Source organism: Tessaracoccus yangjingae (genome assembly GCF_054483935.1).
On record NZ_CM137014.1, the window covers coordinates 3,145,738 to 3,163,274 of the forward strand.

Below are 17,537 nucleotides of genomic sequence, written 5' to 3' on the forward strand. Positions count from 1 at the left end.
TCCAGTTGGGTGCCGCCCAGGATACCGGCTGGTGATGCCTCGGGACTCAGAGCGCGAGACGCGTCTTGACCTTCTCCGCCAGCGTGTCGGCGATGCGGCGCGCCTGGTCGTCCGAGGGCGCCTCGACCATGACGCGGACCACGGGCTCGGTGCCGGAGGGCCGCAGCAGCACGCGGCCGGTGTCGCCCAGCTCCCGCGACGCGGCGGCGACGGCCTGCTGCACCCCGGTGTCGATGCCGGCGCGCAGCTTGTCCACGCCGCGCACGTTGATGATGACCTGCGGGAGCACGGTCATCACTGAGGCCAGGTCCTTCAGCGTGCGGCCGGTCTTGACCATCCGGGCCGCCAGGTGCAGGCCCGTGAGGGTGCCGTCGCCGGTGTTGGCGAACTCGTTGATGATCACGTGCCCGGACTGCTCCCCGCCGAGCGCGAACCCGTTGGCGTTCATCGACTCCAGGACGTAGCGGTCCCCCACCTTCGTCTGGTCCACCCGGATGCCGTGCGCGCGCATCGCGTTGATGAGGCCCAGGTTGCTCATGACGGTGGCCACCAGCGTGTCCGAGTGGAGGCGGTGCTCCTCCTTCATGGCGATCGCGAGGATGGCCAGGATGTGGTCCCCGTCACGACGTTGCCCTCGTGGTCCACCGCCAGGCAGCGGTCGGCGTCCCCGTCGAGGGCGATACCGAGGTCCGCCCCCTCCGCCCGGACGCGCGCGATGAGGTCCTCCAGGTGCGTCGAGCCGCAGTCGCGGTTGATGTTGAGGCCGTCCGGCTCGGCGTGGATGGCGATGACGCGCGCGCCCTGGGCGGCGAACGCCTCGGGCGCGGTGGCCGCGGCCGCGCCGTTGGCGCAGTCCACCACCACGGTGAGCCCCTCGAGCGAGGCGTCCTCCCCCAGCGAGCCCACCAGGTGCGCCACGTACCCCTCGACGGCGCCCATGTCGCTGCGGATGCGGCCCACGTCGCCGCCGACGGGGCGGTCCCAGTCCTCGCCCATCCGGGCCTCGATGGCGTCCTCGAGGTAGTCGTCGAGCTTCACCCCGCCCCTGGAGAAGAACTTGATGCCGTTGTCGGGCATGGGGTTGTGGGACGCGGAGATCATCACGCCCAGGTCCGCGTCGAACGCGTTGACCAGATGGGCCACCCCGGGGGTGGGCAGCACGCCGAGGCGCACCACGTCGACGCCGGCCGAGGCAAGGCCCGCGATGACGGCCGCCTCGAGGAACTCGCCGCTCGCGCGAGGGTCGCGGCCGACGAGGGCCACGGGGCGGTGCCCGGCGAAGGCGCCGGCCTCACCCAGGATGTGCGCCGCCGCGACGGAGAGGTCGAGCGCCAGCTCGGCGGTCAGTTCGCTGTTCGCGACGCCACGGACGCCGTCGGTACCAAAGAGTCGTGCCACGCACGAGACAATACAGTCGGCCAAACCGGCCCGACGAATCGCCCCGGGAAGCGGAAAACGCCCACCCCCGTCGAGGGGATGGGCGTTTCCGAAGCGGCTGGGGTCAGCGCTTGCTGTACTGAGGAGCCTTGCGGGCCTTCTTGAGACCAGCCTTCTTGCGCTCCTTGATGCGGGCGTCGCGGGTCAGCATGCCGGCCTTCTTGAGGCCCGGGCGCGAGGCCTCGGTGTCGATCCCGTTGAGGCAGCGGGCCACGCCGAGGCGCAGCGCGCCGGCCTGACCGGTGATGCCGCCGCCGTGGATGCGGGCGATCACGTCGTAGGAGCCGTTGACGCCGGCGACGACGAACGGGTCGCTCACCAGCTGCTGGTGCACCTTGTTGGGGAAGTAGTCCTCGAGGGTGCGGCCGTTGATCGTCCACGTGCCGGTGCCGGGGACGATGCGCACGCGGGCGATGGCCTCCTTGCGACGGCCGGTGGCGGCACCGGGGGCGACGACGGCGGGGCGCACGTCGGAGCCGGCGGCGGCGGCCGGGTTGGCGTCGGAGCGGTACGCGATCTCGCGGTTCTCGTCGTCGACGAAGGGGGTGATCTCGTCGGCGGTGGTCTCGTCGATGTCAGTGGTGGTCATGTGCGTCTCGCTCTCGCTCACTGGGCGATCTGGGTGATCGCGTACGGCTGCGGCCGCTGGGCGGCGTGGGGGTGCTCGGGGCCCGAGTAGACCTTGAGCTTGCTCATCATCTGACGGCTGAGCTTGTTCTTCGGGAGCATCCCCCACACAGCGCGCTCGACGGCGCGACGGGGATCCTTCTCCAGCATGTCGCCGATGGGGACGGTGCGAAGCCCGCCCGGGCGGCCGGAGTGCGTGTAACGCATGGAATCGGTGCGCTTGCTGCCGGAGAGAGCGATCTTGGACGCGTTGACGACGACGACGAAGTCACCGGTGTCCACGTGCGGCGCGAACTGCGGCTTGTGCTTGCCACGCAGGAGGTTGGCGATCTGGACGGCGAGGCGCCCAAGGATCACGTTGTCGGCATCGATGACATGCCAGTCCCGGACGATCTCGCCCGGCTTTGGGGTGTACGTTGACACAATCCCACTTCCATTCGGTTTGCTAACTGATGGGGGTTGCCCGCCGACCGTGCCAGGGCAGGGTCGCAGAACGCGCGCAACAGCTGCCTAGCTTACGTCGAGGCGGCGTGGGCGGGCAAATCAGCTCCGGTGCCGGCGCCCCGCGCCACGAGGGCGATTTGCGGGGGTCCGCCCATTCTGCGCTCACGAGGGGTCTAACGTAAGGCCATGGCCTCAAAGACGAGTCCCCAGATCGCCGTCTCGGCACCCAGTGACGTCCGCAACGTCGTCCTCGTGGGGTCCAGCGGCTCGGGAAAGACAACCCTGTTCGAACATCTTCTGCGCGCCCGCATCGAGGGCTACCGCGGCGAGAAAGACACCCCCGAGAGGGGGGCATCGCTGACGCTGGCCTCGATCCCGACCAACGACGTGCAGATCAACCTCCTCGACGCCCCCGGGCACGCGGAGTACGTCGGCGAGCTGCGGGCGGGCCTCCGGGCCGCCGACGCGGCGATCTTCGTCGTCGCGGCCGGCGAGGACATCGACGCCGGCACCATCGCCCTCTGGCACGAGTGCGCGGACGTCGAGATGCCCCGCATCATCGCCATCACCAAGCTGGACCAGGGCCGCGCAGACTTCGACCTCATGGTCTCCGTGGTCCAGGACACGTTCGGCGAGAACATCATCCCGGCGCTCATCCCCCTCGACATCGGAGGGGAGAACGTCGGCAACCTGTCGCTGCTCAACAAGCGCGCCCACGACTACTCATCGGGAAGCCGGGTGTCGCGGGACGCCACCGAGGAGGAGCTGGCGCTGATCGACGACCGCCGGGCGCCGCTCCTCGAGGCGATCATCACCGAGGTGCAGGACGAGGACCTGATGGAGCGCTACCTCGAGGGCGAGGAGCTCGCGGCCGAGGAGGTGCACGCGGCGCTGCTGGCCGCCGTCGAGTCGGGCAGGTTCTTCCCCGTGCTCCCGGCCCACACCACGTCGGACAAGGGCACGGAGGAGCTGCTGCGCTGGATCGAGCGCGGGTTCCCCGCCCCCGCGTCGCACCACATCCCGCCGATCACCACCCCCAACGGCGCCACGCTCCCGGCGCCGTCGTGCGACCCGGACGGCCCGCTCGTGGCGCAGGTGATCCGCACCACGTCGGACAACTTCGCCGGCCGCACCAGCCTGGTGCGCATCTTCAGCGGCTCGCTCAAGGTCGACGACGTGGTCCACGTCTCCGGCCACCGTGAGCTGTTCGGCGGCGAGGCCGATCCCATGCACCCCGATCACGACGACGACGAGCGCATCGGGCCGATGAGCGTCACGCTCGGCGGCGAGATCGTCGCGAAGCCCGTGGCGATCGCGGGTGAGATCGTCGCGGTCACCCGGCTCTCGAAGGCCGAGACCGGGGACACCCTCTCCGATCCGGCCCGGCCGGCGCTGCTGCCGCCGTGGGCGCTGCCCTCGCCGCAGCTGCCGGTGGCCATCCACGCCGCCAGCCGCGGCGACGAGGACAAGCTCGCCTCGGCGCTGCACCGCCTCGCGCTGGAGGACCCGACGGTGCACCTCGAGCGCAACGCCGACACCGAGCAGCAGCTGCTCTGGGTCATGGGGCAGGCCCACAAGGACCTGCTGCTGTCGCGGCTCCGCGAGCGCTACCAGGTGGGCTTCCAGGAGGAGCCGGTGCGGGTGGCGCTGCGGGAGACGTTCGTGTCGCCGTCGAAGGGGAAGGGCCGCCACGTCAAGCAGTCCGGCGGGCACGGCCAGTTCGCCGTGTGCGACATCGAGGTGGAGCCTCTCCCCCGCGGCGGCGGCTTCGAGTTCGTGGACAAGGTGGTGGGCGGCTCGGTCCCGCGCGCCTACATCGGCTCCGTGGAGAAGGGCCTCGAGCAGCAGCTCGCGCACGGCACCACGTTCGGGATGCCCATGGTGGACGTGCGGGTCACCCTGTACGACGGCAAGTCGCACTCCGTGGACTCCTCCGACATGGCGTTCCAGGTGGCCGGCCAGCTCGCCCTCCGCGACGCCGCCGGCCCCGGGAAGGTGGGGCTGCTGGAGCCCATCGACCGGGTCAGGGTCACGGCCGGCGACTCGTTCATGGGCGCCGTCCTGACCGATCTCGCCGGCAGGCGGGCCCAGGTGCAGGGCAGCGACCTCGACGGCCACGGCCACGCCACCATCGAGGCCCTCGTCCCCCAGAGCGAGCTGGTCAGCTACCCCATCGACCTGCGCGGCGTCGCGCAGGGCACGGGCAGCTTCACCCGCGAGTTCCACGGCTACGAGCTGATGCCTCAGGAGCTCTGGCCGAAGCAGTAGCACCAGGCGCCGTGCCGGCCGCGCGTCCCGCTCAGGGGCGCGCGGCCGGTCCGCGTCCGAGGAGTCCACGGGCCGCGTCGAGCAGCGCGTCGGCCACGTCCCGCTTGCTGCCGGAGGCCTCCGCGATCACCTCGTCGCGGGCGTCGAGGAACAGCAGCCGGTTCTCCGCCACCTCGAAGCCCTTGTCCCAGCCCACCTCGTTGACGGCGAGCAGGTCCACGTCCTTGCGCCTGCGCTTCCTGACCGCCCGCCGCAGCAGCTCCTCGCCGGTGGCCGTCTCGGCCGCGAACGCCACGACCAGCTGCCCGGGGCGCCGCCGGGCCGCCAGCCCCGCGACGATGTCCTCGTTCTCCACGAGCGTCAGCACCGGCGGGGCGCCCGCCTCCTTGGTGAGCTTGCCTTCGGAGACCTCGGCCACGCGGTAGTCGGCCACGGCTGCGGCCATGATCACCAGGTCGGCCGCCTCGGCGAGCTCGCGCATCACCGCGGACAGTTCCGCGGCCGAGCCCGCCTCCACGATCTCCACCCCAGGCCGTCGCGCGTCCCGGAGGACCTCGCCGTCGATGTTGCAGGCGGCGAGCAGCACGCGCGCCCCACGGTCGGCCGCGGCGACGGCGAGCGCCACCCCCTGGCGGCCGCTGGAGCGGTTGCCCAGGTAGCGCACCGGGTCGATCGGCTCCCGGGTACCGCCCGCCGAGACGGCCACCGTCACGCCGTCGAGATCTGCCGGCGCGGGGGTCAGGAGCCGCACGGCGGCCGCATGGATGTCCTCCGGCTCGCTCATGCGGCCAGGCCCGGAGTCGCCGCCGGTGAGGGGGCCGTCGGCGGGCCCGACGATGTGTACGCCCCGCGCGGCGAGGGTGGCCACGTTGGCCGCCGTCGCCGGGTGCAACCACATCTCGGTGTGCATGGCGGGCGCGATGAGCACCGGCGCGCCGGTGGCGAGCAGCGTGGTGCCGAGCAGGTCTGAGGCGAGCCCGGCCGCCATGGCGGCGATCGTGTTGGCGGTGGCGGGCGCGACCACCACCAGGTCCGCGCGCCGGCCGAGCGCCACGTGGCGGACCTCGGGCACGTCGTCGTGCACGGACGTGGTCACCCGGTTGCGCGAGATGGCCTCCCAGGTGGGCCGCCCGACGAACCGGAGTGCGTCGTCGGTGGGGACGACGTGCACCTCGTGCCCGTCGAGCACGAAGAGGCGGACGAGCTGAACTGCCTTGTAGGCGGCGATGCCGCCCGTGACTCCCACGACGATGACCATGCGCCCGATTCTCCCAGGCAGGGGGCCCGCGGCACAGCCGATCGGGGTTCGCGCCGCGGGTACTGTTCCAGGCATGTGCACAGTGGTGATCCGGGTGCCCGAGCCGGGGGCAGGCCCTGTCCGCGTGCTGGCGGTCCGCGACGAGGACCCGGCACGCCCCTGGCGCCCGTTGGGCGCGTGGTGGCCCCGCCTCCCCCGCGTCCGCGGGGTGCTCGACGAGCTGGCCGGCGGCGCCTGGCTGGCCGCCGACGACGCGCGCCTGTCGGTGCTCCTCAACAGGGCCGGCGGCGCGGACGTGCCGGTGCCCACCTCGCGGGGGTCGCTCGTGCTGGACTCGCTGGCCGGGCTCCCCCTGCCCAGTCCCCTGACCACGCTCGGGTTCAACCTCGTGGAGGCCCATGCTGCCGGCGCGCGGGTCACGTCATGGGAGGGCGGGGAGCCCAGGATCGCGGACCTCAGCCCGGGCACGCACATGGTGGCCCACGACGACGTCGACGACCCGGCGACGCCGAGGATCGCGTCGTGGCTCCCGGAGTTCGCCGCCACCCCCACAGATGACGGGGCGTCCAGCCCCTGGTGGGAGGCGTGGCTGGGGGTCCTGGCGGAGTCGGCCGGGCTGGAGGCCACCGACGACCGCGCGATCATCCGCGACAACCGCCCGCACGGCTACCCCACCCTCAGCCTGCTCGTCGCCGTCGCCTCCCTGGACCCGTCCGGGGTGGCCGTGACCACCGGCACCCTCGCCAGGCCGGGGCGGTGGAACCACCCCGACCTGTGAGGGCGGGTGTCAGAAGATGGTGCCGTTGTCCACAATCTGCTTGCCGAACGGGAAGCACGTGACGGGGATCATCTTGAGGCTCACGTAGGCGTTGGCGATGCCGACGATGGTGAGGGTCTGCGCCAGGGCGGCGGCCACGTGCGCCAGGGCGAGCCACCATCCGGCGATGACGAACCACAGCACGTTCATGATCGCCGAGCCGGCGCCGGCCTCCGGCCGCCTCGTGACGCTGCGGCCGAACGGCCACAGCACGTAGTTGGCCATCCTGAAGGACGCGACGCCGGCCGGGATGGTGATGATGAAGATGCAGGCGATCACGCCGGCGACGAAGTAGCCGAGGGCGAGCCAGAACCCGCCGAAGACGACCCAGATGATGTTGAGCAGTGTGCGCATGTTTCTCCTTGTAGCGCGGCCGACACTGACAAGCGTATGCGCCTGGGCCAGGGCCCGTGGGGCGGGCGGCCCGAGGCCACTAGAGTGGTCCGGTGGATCCGTTGCCTCCCCGCCTGCACCGCGACGTGGTGAGCTTCGTGCGTCGGAGCGCCCGCATGAACGAGTCCCAGGCCAGGTCCTGGGAGCGGCACCGGGGCGCCTACGTCGTCGAGGTGCCCCGCGGCGAGCTCTCCACCTCCATCGCCGAGGGCGCCACCGTCGACTGGGCGGACGAGTTCGGGCGCCGGGCCCCGATCATCGTGGAGATCGGCTCCGGCGCCGGCGACTCGCTCGTCCCCATGGCCGCGGGCCGCCCCGGGGCCAACGTGGTGGCGTTCGAGGTGTTCGAGCCCGCCGTCGCCTCCACGCTGGGGAAGATCGACCGCGCAGGGCTGACCAACGTGCGGATGGTCGTCGCCGACGGCGCCCAGGGCCTGGAGCAGCTCTTCGAGGACGGCTCCGTCAGCGAGCTCTGGACCTTCTTCGCCGACCCGTGGCACAAGAAGCGCCACCACAAGCGGCGCCTCGTGGGCCCGGACTTCGCAGACGTGGTCACGGCCAAGCTCGAACCGGGCGGCCTGTGGCGGCTCGCGACGGACTGGGAGGACTACGCGCTGTGGATGCGGGAGCATCTCGACGACGCCCCGGGGCTCGTCAACGAGCACGACGGCTGGGCGCCCCGCCTGGCGGAGCGCCCGCTGACCAAGTACGAGTCGAGAGGGCTGGCGGCCGGGCGTCACGTCTTCGACCTGACCTACCGGAGGGTTGATGCGGCTCAGGATTGACCTCGCCTACGACGGCACCGAGTTCCACGGCTGGGCCACCCAGCCGGGGCTGCGGACCGTGCAGGAGGTCCTCGAGGAGAGGATCGGCCAGCTCCTCCGCCTTCCCGGGCAGCCCACGCTGGTGGTCGCCGGCCGCACCGACGCGGGCGTGCACGCCCGCGGCCAGGTCTGCCACGTCGACGTCCCCCTCCCGGAGGACGCGGCCGTCGTCGCCGAGCTCTACCGCCGGCTCCGCCGGGCACTCCCCAGGGATGTGACGGTCAAGTCCGTCCGCCGCGCCCCCGAGGGGTTCGACGCCCGCTTCTCCGCGCTCTGGCGCCGCTACTGCTACCGCGTGATCGCGGCCGAGACCCCCCCGGACCCGCTCATGCGCCGCCACGTCGTGCCGCTGCGCCACGGCCTGGACCTGGAGGCGTTCAACGGGGCCGCCGCGACACTCCTGGGCCTGCGGGACTTCGCGCCCTTCTGCAAGCCACGCGACGGGGCCACCACTATCCGCGATCTCCGGGAGCTCAGCGCCACCAGGCTGGACGACGGCACGATCGAGATCCATCTCCTCGCCGACGCCTTCTGCCACTCGATGGTCCGCTCCCTCGTCGGGGCGCTGTCGGCCGTCGCGGCGGGCCGGCGCGACCTCGCCTGGCTGGGGCAGGTCGCATCCTCGCGCGCGCGGCACGGCGAGGTGCTGGTGATGCCGGCCCGCGGCCTGACCCTGGAGGAGGTCGGCTACCCCGCCGACGAGGACCTCGCCGCCCGCGCCGTCGCCTCCCGGGCCGTGCGCACCCTGGAGGACGCGTGAGCTACTACTTCCACACCCCGGAGGGTCCGGTCAACACGCGCCGGATCACCGCGACCATCTTCGGCCACGACCTCACCTTCACCACGGCGGGAGGGGTGTTCTCGGGGTCGCGGCTGGACCCCGGGACCGCCATCCTGCTGCGCACCTTCGAGCCTCCCCAGCACGGGCATCTCCTCGACCTCGGATGCGGCTTCGGCCCCATCGCGGTGGGCCTGGCCGTGGCCGGGCCCGCGGTCACCGTCGACGCCGTCGACGTCAACGCGCTCGCCGTGGAGCTCACCGCGGTCAACGCCGCCGAGGCGGGCGTCGCGGACCGCGTCCGGGCCACCGCGCCCGAGGCCGTGCCCCCGGACACCGCCTACGCCCAGATCTGGTCCAATCCCCCCATCCGCATCGGCAAGGACGCCCTCCACGCCCTCCTCCTCACCTGGCTGCCGCGGCTCGCGCCCGACGGCGTGGCCCGGATGGTGGTGAGCAAGAACCTGGGCGGAGACTCGCTGCAGAGCTGGCTCATCGACCAGGGCTACCCCACGGAGAGGGTGGCCTCCGCCAAGGGCTTCCGCATCCTCGAGGTCTCCCCAGGGCGCTCGGGAACCGCCCCTTCGGCCTCCTGAAACCTCCCCGACGCCCGCGCGGCGTGGCAGGCTGAGCCCGTGGAAGGGAGCAGCATGCACAAGCCCGCCCTGCAGCTGACGTTCGACGCCGCGTCCCCCCGGACGCTCGGCCTGTTCTGGATCGAGGTGCTCGGCTACGCCGTCGATCCGCCCCCAGGGGGGAGCATGGGATCGACGGAGGACACGGTCGCCGCCTGGCTCGAGTTCCTCGCCGCCACCGGCCTCCCCGAGGAGCGCTGGGACGACGCCTTCGTGATCGTCGATCCCGACGGCGTGCGCCCCCGCATCTACATCCAGAAGGTGCCGGAGCCCAAGACCGCGAAGAACCGGCTCCACATCGACGTGCGAGCCGCGCCCGGCCTCCGCGGCGAGGAGCGGATGGCGGCCCTCGAGGTGGAGGCGGCACGCCTCGTCGCCCTGGGCGCGACGCGCGTCGAGAGGTTCGAGCCGGACCCGCCCATGAGCCACGGCTTCATCGTCATGCGCGACCCCGAGGGCAACGAGTTCTGCCTCGACTGACCCACGCCCACGCATGACGGTAGGGGCCCAGGCGCCGCCGACCTGACGTGATGACCGGGGCGATCCCCGGACTCCCCGGCATAGTTGAAGCACAAACTATCGTTCCGGCATAGGATGACACTGTCAGCGCGCCCCAGGCGCGAACCGTTCAGCTGAAGGAGTGAGCTATGACCTACACCCTCCCCGATCTCGACTACGACTACAGCGCTCTCGCGCCGCACATCGCCCCCGAAATCATGGAGCTGCACCACAGCAAGCACCATGCCGCCTACGTCAAGGGCATCAACGACGCCCTCGAGCAGCTCGCCGCCGCCCGCGAGAAGGGTGACCTGGGCGCGGTCAACAAGCTGAGCAAGGACGCCGCCTTCCACCTCGGCGGCCACATCAACCACTCGGTGTTCTGGAAGAACATGTCGCCCGAGGGCGGGGACCGCCCCGACGGCGAGCTCGCCGCGGCGATCGACGAGTTCTTCGGCGGGTTCGAGGGGTTCCAGAAGCACTTCAACGCGGTGGCCAACGGCATCCAGGGCTCCGGTTGGTCGATGCTGGTGTGGGACACCCTCGGCCGGCGGATGAACATCAACCAGCTGTTCGACCAGCAGGGCAACCTGCCCGCCGGGCAGATCCCGCTGCTGCAGCTCGACATGTGGGAGCACGCCTTCTACCTGCAGTACAAGAACGTCAAGGGCGACTACGTCAACGCCTGGTGGAACGTGGTCAACTGGGCCGATGTCACCGAGCGCTTCGCCAAGACGAAGGCGGCCTCGGCCGCGCTGGCCTGACGCTCGGCCGCACGCGAAGGGGCCCCGGGGATTCGTCCCCGGGGCCCCTTGGCGCGTGTCGGGCTCAGTCCAGCAGCGTGCGGTCCGAGAGGGCCGCGCCCTTGATCTTGGAGAACTCCTCGAGCAGGTGCTCGGCGGTGATGGACTTCTTCGCGGCCTCGTCGACCTCGAGGACCACCCTGCCCTCGTGCATCATGATCAGCCGGTTGCCCAGCTCGATGGCCTGGTGCATGTTGTGGGTCACCATGAGCGTGGTGAGCCGGTGCCTGGCCACCGCCTCCCCCGTCAGGCGGGTGATCAGCTCCGCCCGGGACGGGTCGAGGGCGGCGGTGTGCTCGTCGAGCAGCAGGATCGACGGCTGCGCGTAGGTGGCCATGAGCAGGCTCAGCGCCTGTCGCTGACCGCCCGAGAGCATGCCGACGCGCATCTGCAGCCGGTCCTCCAGCCCGAGCTCCAGGGTGGTCAGCGCCTCACGGTACAGCGCCCGCTTCGGCTTGGTCACCGCCATCCCGAGGCCGCGACGCTTTCCGCGCTCGAAGGCGATGGAGAGGTTCTCCTCGATGGTGAGGTGGGGCGACGTCCCGGCCATGGGGTCCTGGAACACGCGGGCCACCCACCTGGCCCGCCGGTGCTCGGGCATCTTCGTGACCTCGCGGTCGTCGATGAGTACCCGGCCGCTCTCGGGCAGGTACCTGCCCGCGACCACGTTGAGCATGGTGGACTTGCCCGCCCCGTTGGAGCCGATGACCGTGACGAAGTCGCCCTCGTGGAGCGTGAGCGTCAGGTTGTCGAGCGCGACCCGCTCGTTGACGGTGCCGGGGAAGAAGCGCTTGGTGACTCCTGCGAGCTTGAGCATCAGGCGGCCGCCCCTTCTGTGAGGGCCTTGGCGCGCCTGCGCTGCGACCGCAGCCGGCGCAGCGGCCCCCAGGCCGGAAGCACCAGGGCGAGCACCACGAGCACCGCCGAGACGAGCTTCATGTCGTTGGGGTTGAATCCATTGTTGAGCGCGATCTGGATGACGCCCCGGTAGAGCACCGAGCCGAGCGCCGCGGCCATGACGGCCTGCCACACCGCGGTGAGCCCGAAGATCGCCTGGCCGACGATGACCGAGGCCAGGCCGGCGACGATGAGGCCGATGCCCATCGAGATGTCGGAGAAGCCCTGGTACTGCGCCACCAGCGTGCCGCAGAGCGCCACGAGACCGTTGGACAGCATCAGCCCCACGATCTTCGTGGTCCCGGTGTTGATGCCCTGGGACTGGGCCATCAGCTCGTTGTCGCCCGTGGCCCGCATGCCCACGCCGTAGCTGGTTCCCAGGAACCAGTAGACGAGTGCGCCGATGACGAAGACGACGACGGCGAAGATCGCCACCGACGCCCACGTGCCCAGCACCCCCTCGGCGCGGAGGCCGGAGAACAGCGTGTCCTGCCGCAGGAGCGGCACATTGGCCTTGTTGCCCATGATGCGCAGGTTGATCGAGTACAGCGCGATCTGGGTGAGGATGCCCGCCAGCAGCGGGTTGATCTTCCCCCACACGTGCAGCAGCCCGGTGACGGCGCCGGCGATCATGCCGGCCACCACCCCCGCCGCCATCGCGAGCGCGATCGGGGCACCGCTCACGATGAGGATGGCGCAGGTGGCCGCCCCCGTCGTGAACGAGCCGTCCACCGTGAGGTCCGGGAAGTCCAGAACCCGGTAGGTGAGGTACACCCCCAACGCCATGACGGCGTAGAGGAGTCCGATCTCGAACGCGATGATCATGGGCTCAGGCCTCGTCGGTCAGAACTGCTTGGTGGCGCGCGAGACGATGCTCTCGGGCAGGGTCAGGCCCTGCTTCTCCGCGGCGGCAGGGTTGACGAACAGGTCGAACTCGGTCTGCGTCTCCACCGGGATCTCGGAGGCGGGCGTGCCCTCGAGGAGCTTGAGGAAGACGGCCGCTGCGTCCTTGCCCTGCTGGGTGTAGTTGACCGACAGGCCGGCGGCGGCGCCGCGCTCCATCGTCGACTCGTCGGAGGCGAAGACGGGCGTCTGCTTCTGCTCGGCCACCTGGATCAGCGACTCGGCCGCAGAGACGACGGTGTTGTCGGTGGGGATGAGGTAGGCGTCGACGTCGAGCGACTCGGCCGCCTGCTGCACCTCGGAGGAGTTGGTGACTGTCGCCTTCTTGATCTCCATGCCCATGTCGGCGGCGGCCTTCTCGGCCTCGGCCACCTGGACCTCGGAGTTGACCTCGCCGGAGGAGTAGACGATGCCGACGGAGGCCACCTCGGGAAGCGCCTCCTTGATCAGCTCGAGCTGCTCCTTCATCGGGTTGAGGTCCGAGACGCCGGTGATGTTGGCGTCGGGGGCATCCCAGGAGGCGACGAGGCCGGCGGCGACCGGGTCCGTCACGGCGGCGAACACGATCGGGCGATCGGTGATCACGTTGGCCAGCGACTGGGCGGTGGGCGTGGCGATGGCGAGGAAGCCGTCGTAGTCCGAGGATGCGAAGGTGTTGGCGATGTTGGTCAGCGTCGACTGGTCGCCCTGCGCGTTCTGAAGGTCGAACTCCACGTTCTCCCCCTCGACGTAGCCCGCCTCGGCCAGCGCGTCGATGAATCCCTGCTGCGCGGCGTCGAGCGCCGGGTGCGACACGATGGTGGCCACACCCACCTTGATCGACTCGGGCGCGGCCGGGCCGGAGGCCGAGCTGGACGCGGCCGTGGCGTCAGCGGAGGCCGACGTCGACGGGGTCGTGCCGGCGCAGGCGGTGAGGGCGAGGGCGCCGACGGCGCCGATCGCGAGTGCCTTGAGCTTCATGATTCTCCTTGGAAACTGGTTCGCAGGTGGCTAAGCCTAGTGACGGCGCGCCGGCCGCCGGCGCGCGGTCCACGTCAGTAGGTGATGTCGGCCTCGGCCAGCACGTCGTCGGGGATGGTGTGGCCCATGCGCTCGGCCGCCGCGGGGTTGACCACCAGCTGCAGGCTCTCCTGCAGCTCCACTGGCGTGCCGGCCGGGTCCGCGCCCTCGATGATGCGGGCGATGATGCCGGCCGTCTGCAGCCCTTGGGCCTTGTAGTCGGTGGCGAGCGCGGCCGCGGCGCCGCGCTGGACCGAGTCCGGGTCCGAGGTGACGAGGAGCCGCTGCCGCTGCTCGGCCACCTGGATCATGGACTCCATCGCGGAGACCACGGTGTTGTCGACCAGGACGAAGTAGGCGTCGACGTCGAGCGACTCGGCGGCCTGCTGCACCTCGGACGAGTTGGTGATGGTGGCCGTCTTCACCTCGATGCCGAGATCTGCCCCGGCCTCGACGGCGGCCTCGGCCTGGACCTGAGCGTTGACCTCGGCCGAAGAGTAGACGATGCCGACGGTCTTCACGTCGGGCATGATCCGCTGGATCACCGCGAGCTGCTCGTCGGTGGGCAGCTGGTCGCTCGTGCCGGTCACGTTGCCCCCAGGGTTGTCCATCGACTCCACGAGCCCCGCCGCGACGGGATCGGTCACCGAGGCGAACACGATGGGGCGGTCCTGGATCACCTGGGCGAGGGCCTGGGCCGGTGGGGTGGCGAGAGCCACGAAGAGGTCCTTGTCGGATGCCGCGAAGGTGTTGGCGATGTTGGCCAGCGTGGCCTGGTCCCCCTGCGGATTCTGGAAGTCCAGCGTGAGGTTCTCACCCTCCACGTAGCCCGCCTCTGCCAGTCCCTCCCGGATGCCCTCGTAGACCTGGTCGAGCGAGGGGTGGGAGACGATCGTCACCGCGCCGATGGAGACGCTCGGCTTCGACGCCTCGCTCCCGGGCGCTCCGCTGTCCGTCGCCGGCACGCTCGAGGTCCCGGTCGCGCACCCGCCCACCAGCAGGCTCAGGGCCAGGGCCGCGCCCACAACTGCTTTCCGCACCATCGCGTCTCCTCCTTCGATGTCGCCCCACCTTATCGGCGCCGCTCCGACGGGCCGCAACCGGGGCGTCGGGCACAGGCCCCGGGAATGCGGAAAGGGCCCCGCTGCGGGGGCCCTTTCCGGTGTGCGCCTTACTTGGCGTCGGTCTCCTCGACGGCTGCCTCGTCCGCGGCTGCCTCGTCCGCGGGAGCCTCCTCCGCGACCTCGGTCTCCTCGACCTCAACCTCGTCGGCCGGGGCCTCCTCGGCAGCGGCCGGGGTCTCCTCGGCCTTCGCCACGGGCTGCTCCGCGGCCTTCTTGGCCTTGGGCCTGGCCACGACGGGCTCGGTGATGATCTCGATCACGGCGAGGGGGGCGTTGTCGCCCTTGCGGTTGCCGATCTTGGTGATGCGGGTGTAGCCACCCTCACGACCCTCGAGCGACGGCGCGATCTCGTCGAACAGGCGACGGACGACGTCCTTGTCCGTGACGGAGGCGAGCACGAGACGACGGGCGTGCAGGTCTCCCCGCTTGGCCTTCGTCAGCAGCTTCTCCGCCAGCGGCTGCACGCGGCGGGCGCGGGTCTCCGTGGTGGTGATCCGGCCGTGGTCGAACAGCTGGGTGGCAAGGTTGCGCAGGATGATGCGCTCGTGGGTCGGGCTGCCGCCCAGACGAGCGCCCTTGGTTGGCTTGGGCATGAGTTAAGAGTCTCCAGAGATAGTGCGGTGGGCGGTCAGTACTGCTCGGTCTCGGCGAAGTCAGCGTCTTCGTCGTTGTCCTCGTCGTAGCGCTCGATGGCCTGCATCGGATCGAAGCCGGGGTTCGAGTCGCGGAGCGCGAGGCCGAGGCCGGCCAGCGTCTCCTTGACCTCGTCGATCGACTTGGAGCCGAAGTTGCGGATGTCGAGCAGGTCTTCCTCGCTGCGGGCCACGAGCTCGCCCACGGTGTGGATGCCCTCGCGCTTGAGGCAGTTGTAGGACCGGACCGACAGCTCGAGATCCTCGACGGGGAGGTTGAGGGACTCGGCGATCTGCTCGTCGACGGGCGACGGGCCGATCTCGATGCCCTCGGCGTCGACGTTGAGCTCGCGGGCCAGGCCGAAGAGCTCGACCAGCGTGCGGCCGGCGGAGGCCATCGCGTCGCGCGGGGCGATCGACGGCTTGGTCTCCACATCGATGATCAGGCGATCGAAGTCGGTGCGCTGCGCGACACGGGTGGCCTCGACCTTGTAGGTGACCTTGAGCACCGGGGAGTAGATCGAGTCCACGGGGATGCGGCTGATCTCGGCGTCAGGGTTCTTGTTCTGCACGCTGGACACGTAGCCGCGTCCGCGCTCGACGACGAGCTCCATTTCGAGCTTGCCGTTCTCGTTGAGCGTGGCGATGTGCAGCTCCGGGTTGTGGATCTCCACACCGGCCGGGGGCTGGATGTCGCCCGCGGTGACGGTGCCGGCGCCGGCCTTGCGGAGGTACATGACCACCGGCTCGTCCTCCTCCGACGAGAGCACGAGGCCCTTGAGGTTGAGGATGATCTCGGTGACGTCCTCGACGACGCCGGTGAGGGTGGAGAACTCGTGCTGGTTGCCCTCGACCTTGATGCTGGTCACGGAGGCGCCCGGGATGGACGACAGGAGGGTGCGACGCAGCGAGTTGCCGAGGGTGTAGCCGAAGCCGGGCTCCAACGGCTCGATGACGAACCGCGAACGGAACTCGGAGACGACGTCCTCGGCGAGGGTGGGGCGCTGTGCAATGAGCATTTTCGGTGATCCTTCCCGCACCAACCGCTATCTGATGGTGCGAATGTGGCCGCAGGGCCGGGTGGCGCCGGAGACCGGCCGGATCGCTCCGGCCGATCTCCGGCCCTGGGTTTTACTTCGAGTAGAGCTCGACGATCATCTGCTCCTGGACGTCCACCACGATCTGCTCGCGGACGGGGAGCTGATGCACGAGGATGCGCATCCGGTTGGGGCGGGCCTCCAGCCATGCGGGGACCGTGCGGTCGCCGTGGGTCTCACGGGCGATGACGAACGGGGTCATGGTCAGCGACTTCTCGGCCACGTCGATGATGTCGTGCGCGCGGACGCGGTACGACGGGATGTTCACGCGCTGGCCGTTGACCAGGAAGTGGCCGTGGACCACGAGCTGGCGGGCCTGACGGCGGGTCGACGCGAAGCCGGAGCGGTACACGACGTTGTCGAGACGCGACTCGAGGATCTGGAGCAGACGGTCACCGGTCTTGCCGGGGTGACGGTCGGCCTCCTCGTAGTAGCGGCGGAACTGCTTCTCCAGCACGCCGTAGGCGAAGCGGGCCTTCTGCTTCTCCTTGAGCTGCAGCGAGTACTCGGAATCCTTCGTGCGGCCGCGGCCGTGCACACCCGGGGGGTACGGACGGCGCTCGAAGGCCTTGTCGTTGCCAACCAGGTCGGTCCCGAGGCGACGAGACTTCTTGGTCAAAGGGCCGGTGTAACGAGCCATAATCTTGCTAGTCCTTCTTCTCTCTCAGGCGATCAGACGCGACGGCGCTTGGGCGGACGGCAGCCGTTGTGCGGCGTCGGGGTCACGTCGGAGATGGCACCCACCTCGAGGCCGACGGCCCCGAGCGAGCGGATCGCGGTCTCACGGCCGGAGCCGGGACCCTTGACGAACACGTCGACGCGCTTCATGCCGTGCTCCATGGCACGGCGGCCGGCGGCCTCGGCGGCCATCTGCGCGGCGAACGGGGTCGACTTGCGGGAGCCCTTGAAGCCGACGGTGCCGGCGGAGGCCCAGGCGATCACAGCACCCGTGGGATCGGTGATCGAGATGATGGTGTTGTTGAAGGTGCTCTTGATATGCGCCTGGCCGGCGAGCACATTCTTCTTTTCCTTGCGGCGCACCTTGGTCTTGGCGGCGGCCGCCTTGCGGCTTGCAGTAGCCATTGAGTCTTTCTCCTAAGTCC

19 protein-coding genes and 1 pseudogene are annotated in these 17,537 nt (G+C 70.5%); 7 read left to right on the forward strand and 13 right to left on the reverse strand.

What is annotated here, in order from left to right; all coding sequences use genetic code 11:
* Positions 1-46 precede the first annotated feature (46 nt).
* The 3 genes and pseudogenes from glmM to rplM all read right to left on the reverse strand — a co-directional run bounded on the left by glmM (position 47) and on the right by rplM (position 2,487).
* Positions 47-1,398, reverse strand: a pseudogene (gene glmM / locus ACX1D3_RS14210) (phosphoglucosamine mutase).
* A 103-nt stretch (positions 1,399-1,501) separates the two neighbouring features.
* Positions 1,502-2,026 carry a 30S ribosomal protein S9 gene (rpsI, locus tag ACX1D3_RS14215; RefSeq protein ID WP_458994470.1) on the reverse strand — a complete coding sequence of 175 codons (525 nt, stop codon included), beginning with the start codon at positions 2,024-2,026 and terminating at the stop codon, positions 1,502-1,504.
* A gap of 17 nt (positions 2,027-2,043) precedes the next feature.
* Entirely contained in the window at positions 2,044-2,487 is a 444-nt protein-coding gene (gene rplM, locus ACX1D3_RS14220) for a 50S ribosomal protein L13 (protein WP_458994471.1), read from the reverse strand.
* 207 nt (positions 2,488-2,694) lie between these two features.
* On the opposite strand from rplM, the gene ACX1D3_RS14225 reads away from it, so the two are divergent.
* Complete coding sequence (locus ACX1D3_RS14225; RefSeq protein WP_458994472.1) at positions 2,695-4,776, forward strand: elongation factor G-like protein EF-G2; 2,082 nt, start codon at positions 2,695-2,697, stop codon at positions 4,774-4,776.
* A 31-nt stretch (positions 4,777-4,807) separates the two neighbouring features.
* On the opposite strand, the gene coaBC is transcribed toward ACX1D3_RS14225, so the two are convergent.
* The gene (gene coaBC / locus ACX1D3_RS14230) at positions 4,808-6,034 is read right to left on the reverse strand and encodes a bifunctional phosphopantothenoylcysteine decarboxylase/phosphopantothenate--cysteine ligase CoaBC (RefSeq protein ID WP_458994473.1); all 1,227 of its coding nucleotides are present in this window, start codon (positions 6,032-6,034) and stop codon (positions 4,808-4,810) included.
* 73 nt (positions 6,035-6,107) lie between these two features.
* Here coaBC and ACX1D3_RS14235 point away from each other — a divergent pair, with 73 nt between their 5' ends.
* Complete coding sequence (locus tag ACX1D3_RS14235; RefSeq protein WP_458994474.1) at positions 6,108-6,812, forward strand: NRDE family protein; 705 nt, start codon at positions 6,108-6,110, stop codon at positions 6,810-6,812.
* 9 nt (positions 6,813-6,821) lie between these two features.
* On the opposite strand, the gene ACX1D3_RS14240 is transcribed toward ACX1D3_RS14235, so the two are convergent.
* On the reverse strand, positions 6,822-7,205 hold the full coding sequence (locus ACX1D3_RS14240; RefSeq protein WP_458994475.1) for a YccF domain-containing protein: 384 nt from the start codon (positions 7,203-7,205) through the stop codon (positions 6,822-6,824).
* A gap of 92 nt (positions 7,206-7,297) precedes the next feature.
* On the opposite strand from ACX1D3_RS14240, the gene trmB reads away from it, so the two are divergent.
* The 5 genes from trmB to ACX1D3_RS14265 all read left to right on the forward strand — a co-directional run bounded on the left by trmB (position 7,298) and on the right by ACX1D3_RS14265 (position 10,743).
* Entirely contained in the window at positions 7,298-8,029 is a 732-nt protein-coding gene (gene trmB / locus ACX1D3_RS14245; RefSeq protein WP_458994476.1) for a tRNA (guanosine(46)-N7)-methyltransferase TrmB, read from the forward strand.
* Positions 8,010-8,828 (forward strand): tRNA pseudouridine(38-40) synthase TruA, encoded by an 819-nt coding sequence (gene truA, locus ACX1D3_RS14250; protein ID WP_458994477.1) that lies wholly within the window; start codon positions 8,010-8,012, stop codon positions 8,826-8,828. Before trmB ends, truA begins: the two co-directional genes overlap by 20 nt.
* Positions 8,825-9,442 carry a class I SAM-dependent methyltransferase gene (locus ACX1D3_RS14255; RefSeq protein ID WP_458994478.1) on the forward strand — a complete coding sequence of 206 codons (618 nt, stop codon included), beginning with the start codon at positions 8,825-8,827 and terminating at the stop codon, positions 9,440-9,442. Before truA ends, ACX1D3_RS14255 begins: the two co-directional genes overlap by 4 nt.
* A 54-nt stretch (positions 9,443-9,496) precedes the next feature.
* A complete protein-coding gene (locus tag ACX1D3_RS14260; protein ID WP_458994479.1) occupies positions 9,497-9,961 on the forward strand; it encodes a VOC family protein in 465 nt (154 codons plus the stop codon).
* Between the two features lie 167 nt (positions 9,962-10,128).
* Complete coding sequence (locus tag ACX1D3_RS14265; protein WP_458994480.1) at positions 10,129-10,743, forward strand: superoxide dismutase; 615 nt, start codon at positions 10,129-10,131, stop codon at positions 10,741-10,743.
* A gap of 64 nt (positions 10,744-10,807) precedes the next feature.
* On the opposite strand, the gene ACX1D3_RS14270 is transcribed toward ACX1D3_RS14265, so the two are convergent.
* From ACX1D3_RS14270 to rpsK, 8 genes are all read right to left on the reverse strand, one after another.
* Positions 10,808-11,599 carry an ABC transporter ATP-binding protein gene (locus ACX1D3_RS14270; RefSeq protein ID WP_458994481.1) on the reverse strand — a complete coding sequence of 264 codons (792 nt, stop codon included), beginning with the start codon at positions 11,597-11,599 and terminating at the stop codon, positions 10,808-10,810.
* Positions 11,599-12,504, reverse strand: coding sequence for an ABC transporter permease (locus tag ACX1D3_RS14275; protein ID WP_458994482.1), 906 nt, complete (start codon positions 12,502-12,504; stop codon positions 11,599-11,601). The genes ACX1D3_RS14270 and ACX1D3_RS14275 overlap by 1 nt, the downstream gene beginning before the upstream one ends.
* An 18-nt stretch (positions 12,505-12,522) precedes the next feature.
* Positions 12,523-13,542, reverse strand: coding sequence for an ABC transporter substrate-binding protein (locus tag ACX1D3_RS14280; protein ID WP_458994483.1), 1,020 nt, complete (start codon positions 13,540-13,542; stop codon positions 12,523-12,525).
* Between the two features lie 74 nt (positions 13,543-13,616).
* A complete protein-coding gene (locus ACX1D3_RS14285) occupies positions 13,617-14,624 on the reverse strand; it encodes an ABC transporter substrate-binding protein (RefSeq protein WP_458994484.1) in 1,008 nt (335 codons plus the stop codon).
* A 128-nt stretch (positions 14,625-14,752) separates the two neighbouring features.
* Positions 14,753-15,298 carry a 50S ribosomal protein L17 gene (rplQ, locus tag ACX1D3_RS14290; RefSeq protein WP_458994485.1) on the reverse strand — a complete coding sequence of 182 codons (546 nt, stop codon included), beginning with the start codon at positions 15,296-15,298 and terminating at the stop codon, positions 14,753-14,755.
* A gap of 35 nt (positions 15,299-15,333) precedes the next feature.
* A complete protein-coding gene (locus ACX1D3_RS14295) occupies positions 15,334-16,356 on the reverse strand; it encodes a DNA-directed RNA polymerase subunit alpha (protein ID WP_458994486.1) in 1,023 nt (340 codons plus the stop codon).
* Positions 16,357-16,468: 112 nt separating this feature from the next.
* Complete coding sequence (gene rpsD, locus ACX1D3_RS14300; RefSeq protein WP_458994487.1) at positions 16,469-17,074, reverse strand: 30S ribosomal protein S4; 606 nt, start codon at positions 17,072-17,074, stop codon at positions 16,469-16,471.
* 32 nt (positions 17,075-17,106) lie between these two features.
* On the reverse strand, positions 17,107-17,517 hold the full coding sequence (rpsK, locus tag ACX1D3_RS14305) for a 30S ribosomal protein S11 (RefSeq protein ID WP_458994488.1): 411 nt from the start codon (positions 17,515-17,517) through the stop codon (positions 17,107-17,109).
* Positions 17,518-17,537: the final 20 nt, after the last annotated feature.